General features: G+C 65.0%; 5 protein-coding genes. 3 read left to right on the top strand and 2 right to left on the bottom strand.

The annotated features are described in order from the left end of the window. The first annotated feature begins 14 nt into the window (after positions 1-14). Genes guaB through EN781_RS26740 form a run of 3 tightly spaced genes read left to right on the top strand, consistent with a single transcriptional unit; the run spans position 15 to position 2,552 of the window. Positions 15-1,517: an IMP dehydrogenase gene (gene guaB / locus EN781_RS26750; protein ID WP_126054986.1), complete on the top strand. Its 1,503-nt coding sequence runs from the start codon at positions 15-17 to the stop codon at positions 1,515-1,517. Continuing rightward, positions 1,468-2,136: a hypothetical protein gene (locus EN781_RS26745; protein ID WP_126054985.1), complete on the top strand. Its 669-nt coding sequence runs from the start codon at positions 1,468-1,470 to the stop codon at positions 2,134-2,136. The genes guaB and EN781_RS26745 overlap by 50 nt, the downstream gene beginning before the upstream one ends. Beyond that, positions 2,133-2,552 carry an MAPEG family protein gene (locus tag EN781_RS26740; RefSeq protein WP_126054984.1) on the top strand — a complete coding sequence of 140 codons (420 nt, stop codon included), beginning with the start codon at positions 2,133-2,135 and terminating at the stop codon, positions 2,550-2,552. The genes EN781_RS26745 and EN781_RS26740 overlap by 4 nt, the downstream gene beginning before the upstream one ends. 192 nt (positions 2,553-2,744) lie before the next feature. Here the strand turns inward: EN781_RS26740 and rnd are convergent, their stop codons facing one another. Together rnd and EN781_RS26730 are read right to left on the bottom strand one after the other, a co-directional pair. Then, the gene (gene rnd / locus EN781_RS26735) at positions 2,745-3,896 is read right to left on the bottom strand and encodes a ribonuclease D (protein ID WP_126054983.1); all 1,152 of its coding nucleotides are present in this window, start codon (positions 3,894-3,896) and stop codon (positions 2,745-2,747) included. A 73-nt stretch (positions 3,897-3,969) separates the two neighbouring features. Further along, positions 3,970-4,550 (bottom strand): MFS transporter (locus tag EN781_RS26730; RefSeq protein WP_127400491.1); only part of this gene is annotated, 581 nt, incomplete at its 5' end.

Raw genomic sequence — 4,550 nt, 5'->3', positions numbered from 1 at the left:
TCGAAGGACTGGCCATGGCAAAAATCATCGAAACGTCCACCGGCGCGCTGGCGCTGACCTTTGACGACGTGCTGCTGCAGCCCGGTCATTCCGAGGTCATGCCCGGCGAGACCGACATCCGCACCCGCATCGCCGGCGACATCGACCTCAACGTGCCGATCCTGTCGGCCGCCATGGACACCGTCACCGAGGCCCGGCTCGCTATCGCCATGGCCCAGGCCGGCGGCATCGGCGTCATCCACCGCAATTTCTCGCCGGCCGAGCAGGCAGAGCAGGTCCGCCAGGTGAAGAAGTTCGAATCCGGCATGGTGGTGAATCCCGTCACCATCGGTCCGGACGCCACGCTCGCCGACGCGCTGGCGCTGATGCGCACCTACTCGATTTCGGGCATTCCGGTGGTCGAGAACGGCGGCACCGGCGGCCATACGGTCGGCCGGCTGGTCGGCATCCTGACCAACCGAGACGTGCGTTTCGCTTCCGATCCCTCGCAGAAGGTCTATGAGTTGATGACCCGCGAGAACCTGATCACGGTGAAGGAGAATGTCGACCAGGACGAGGCCAAGCGGCTCTTGCACAAGCACCGCATCGAGAAGCTGGTCGTCGTCGACAGGAAGGGCAATTGCGTCGGCCTGATCACCGTCAAGGACATCGAGAAGTCGCAGCTCAACCCGCACGCCACCAAGGATGCGCAGGGACGGCTACGCGCCGCCGCCGCCACCAGCGTCGGCGATGACGGCTTCGAGCGTGCCGAACGCCTCATCGATGCCGGCGTCGATCTTCTGGTCATCGACACCGCGCACGGCCACTCGCAGCGCGTGCTGGACGCGGTGACCCGGGCGAAGAAGCTTTCGAATTCGGTGCGCATCCTGGCCGGCAACGTAGCCACTGCGGAAGGCACGCAGGCGCTGATCGACGCCGGCGCCGACGCCGTCAAGGTCGGCATCGGTCCAGGCTCGATCTGCACCACGCGAATCGTCGCCGGCGTCGGCGTGCCGCAGCTTTCGGCGATCATGTCGGCGGTCGAGACGGCGCACAAAAAGGGCGTGACGGTGATTGCCGACGGCGGCATCAAATATTCGGGCGATCTCGCCAAGGCGCTCGCCGCCGGCGCCGGCGCCGCCATGATCGGCTCGCTGCTGGCCGGCACCGACGAGAGCCCGGGCGAGGTCTATCTGCACCAGGGCCGCTCGTTTAAGGCCTATCGCGGCATGGGCTCGGTCGGCGCCATGGCGCGCGGCTCGGCCGATCGCTACTTCCAGGCCGAGGTCCGCGACACGCTGAAACTGGTCCCGGAAGGCATCGAAGGGCAGGTTCCCTACAAAGGACCTGTGGCTGGCGTGCTGCACCAGCTTGCAGGCGGCCTGAAAGCCGCTATGGGTTATGTCGGTGGCCGCGATCTTGCCGATTTCCGCGAACGCGCCACCTTTGTGCGCATATCCAACGCCGGACTTCGTGAAAGCCACGCCCATGACGTCACGATCACCCGCGAAAGCCCGAACTATCCGGGCGGAATTTGATCAGGCCGCCGAGCCTGATCAACGGGATCGTTACAGGCTTTGGCGCAACCTGACGGCGACAGCGCTTCGGCTGTCGCGCCACACCGCAGCGCTCTCGTTCGTCACGCTGGCGGTCTTTGTCGCCATGACCCTGCTGGAATTCTTCTATTTCCGCCGCTTGAGCGGCGGACTGCCGTCGCTCGACATGCGCCTTGCCGGCTTCACCCCGGATGAAGGCATGGCCTGGCTCACCGCGCTTGGCCGGCGCGGCGGCGAGATCATCCTCGTTTGGCACTATCTGACCTTCGACCTCCTGTTCCCGGCGCTCCTGTCGCTGACCCTGCTCAGCCTCCTCCTGGTCACCGGGCGCCGGCTGGCCAAATTCCGGACGATGGCCGCCCCCGCCCAGTCGCTGTTGGCCCTCGTGCTCGTGCTGCCCTATACGCTGGCCGACTACGCGCAGAATCTCGCCGTGGCGCGGCTGCTGTCCGATTTCCAGTCGGCCAATCCCGATTCGCTCGCCTTCGCTTCGGCCCTGACCGTCACCAAATTCGCGCTGCTGGGGATCCCGGTGGGAGTCATTGCGGTCTTCTACCTGGCGGATCAGCGGCAGGCCGGGCAGGGCGGCGAGCGGCCGTGAGCCAGACCGCGATCTTCTGGCCGATGCTGGCGCATGTTCTGCTGGTCTATATTGTCTATCTCGTGATGGCCCGGCGCCGGTACTTTGCCGTCAAGTCAGGCGAGGCAAAGGTCGGCCAGTACAAGGTCCGCACCACCGAGCCGGCCTCCTGCGTCACCGTCGCCAACAATCTGATCAATCAGTTCGAATTGCCGGTGCTGTTTCACGCGCTGTGCCTGGCGCTGTTCGTGACCAACGGCGTCAACTATTTGACGCTTACGCTGGCGTGGATATTCATCCTGTCGCGCTATGCCCACGCCTGGGTGCATCTCAGCAGCAACAACCTGCGCCACCGCAGCTCCGTCTTCTTCTTCGGCGCGGTGGTTCTACTGCTGGCCTGGGTGTTGTTCGCGTTGCACCTTCTTGGGGCGGGCTGAATCGACCTTGGCTCACTTTCTCCCCTTGTGGGAGAAGGTGACCGAGCAAGGCTCGGTCGGATGAGGGTGTCGGACGGAGTGAGGCGCTGGCGACGCAAGTGCTTAAAATCGCTCGATTTTGCTACATCGCATTTCTTCCAGCCATCCGTCTCGGCGCTGCGCGGCGATCCATCTTGGGGAGAAGGGAAGATGCTACAGGTCGAACAGCGCAATCTTGCGCTTGTCGAACTTAATGCCGATCTCGCCGCGCACCAGCTTCAGCGCCTGTTCGCCGAACACCGCCCGCCGCCAGCCCTGAAGAGCCGGCACATCGGCATCCTCGCCCTCGGCCGCGATGCGGTCGATATCGTCGCTGGAGGCGAGCACCTTCGAGGCGACGCCTTCCTTTTCGGCGATCATGCGCAAGAGCACCTTGAGCAGCTCCGCCGCGGCACTCGAACCTTCGGGCGGCTGGAACGTCTTCGGCAGCTTCGGCATCGCCTCCCTGGGCAGGGCAAGCGCGGTGGTGACGGCGCCCAGCAGCGCCGTTGCGGTCGCCGAGCGCTCCCAACCTTTCGGCGTGGTGCGCAGCCGGCCGAGCGCGGTGGAATCGCGCGGCGCCTGCTGCGCGATCTCATAGATGGCATCGTCCTTCAGCACCCGGCCGCGCGGCACGTCGCGCTCGCGCGCCTCGCGTTCGCGCCAGGCGGCGACCGCCTGCACGATCGCCAGCTCCTGCGGCTTGCGCAGCCGCATCTTCAGACGCTTCCAGGCATCCTCGGGGTGCGGATCGTAGGTCTGGCGCGAGGTCAGCACCTCCATTTCCTCGTTGAGCCAATGGGCGCGGTTCTCGCGCTTGAGCTCGGCGCTGAGCTTCCTGTAGACCTCAATCAGATGGGTCACGTCGGCGAGCGCGTAGTCGAGCTGCTTGTCGGAGAGCGGCCGGTGGCGCCAGTCAGTGAAACGCGAGGATTTGTCGAGCCGGGCACCGGTGATGCGCTGCACCAGCTGGTCGTAGGAGACGCTGTCGCCGAAGCCGCAGACCATCGCCGCCACCTGGGTGTCGAACACCGGGTGCGGCATGAGATCGCCGAGATGGACGATGATTTCGATGTCCTGGCGCGCGGCGTGGAAGACCTTGACCACGGCCTCGTTGGCCATCAGCCGGAAGAACGGTTTCAGGTCGATGTCGGGCGCGAGCGGGTCGATCAGCGCGGTCAGGCCGGGCGAGGCCATCTGGATCAGGCACAGGATCGGCCAAAATGTCGTCTCGCGGATGAACTCGGTATCGACGGTGACGAATTCCGACTTTTCGAACGCGGCGATGGCGCTCTCGAGCTCAGCTTGGGTGGTGATGACGTGCATCAAATCGCTTTTAAGAACAAATTAGGTCCCTTTCAATTTCAGCCGCGGGCGCTTTCGTCAAGCCGCCGCAAGGTCATGGCTCGCTCGATCCATCGGAATCGCCGCTGCGCCGCGCCAGCCGCGCGAACACCGTCGATGTGCGCAAGAGCGCGGTGAAAGGGCTGCGTCTGTCGGCCGGCACGCCGGAGCGCACCTGCATGCGGTAGAGGATGACGAGGATCAGCACCGCATAGACGACGGCGCTGAACACAAACAGGGCGCCCGGTCCGAAATATTGCATCGCCGCCGAGGCCGCGAACGGGCCGCCGATGGCGCCGAAGGAGTAGAACAGCATCAGCGCCGCGTTGATCAGCACGAACTCGCCCTTGTCGGCGCGGTCGTTGGCATGCGCCGCGGACAGCGAAAAGAGCGGCATGGCGAAACTGCCGAAGATGAAGACGATGACGAAGTTGAGGAATGGGTCGGCGCCGGCCACGAACACCAGTGCCAATGCCGCCACCATGGCGCAGCAGGTTGTCGCCAGCAGCACCGAGCGCCGGTCCCGGCGGTCGGAGAGATAGCCGAGCGGATACTGGATGAGAGCGCCGCCGAAGATGCCGACGCTGACGAAGGTCACGACATCGGCGACCGACATGCCGATCTGCTCGGCATAGA

Origin of the sequence: Mesorhizobium sp. M4A.F.Ca.ET.090.04.2.1 (assembly GCF_003999085.1) — a bacterium.
Lineage (GTDB): Bacteria > Pseudomonadota > Alphaproteobacteria > Rhizobiales > Rhizobiaceae > Mesorhizobium.
Note: the sequence above shows the minus strand (reverse complement) of the source record. Positions and strands in the feature narration are given on the sequence as shown.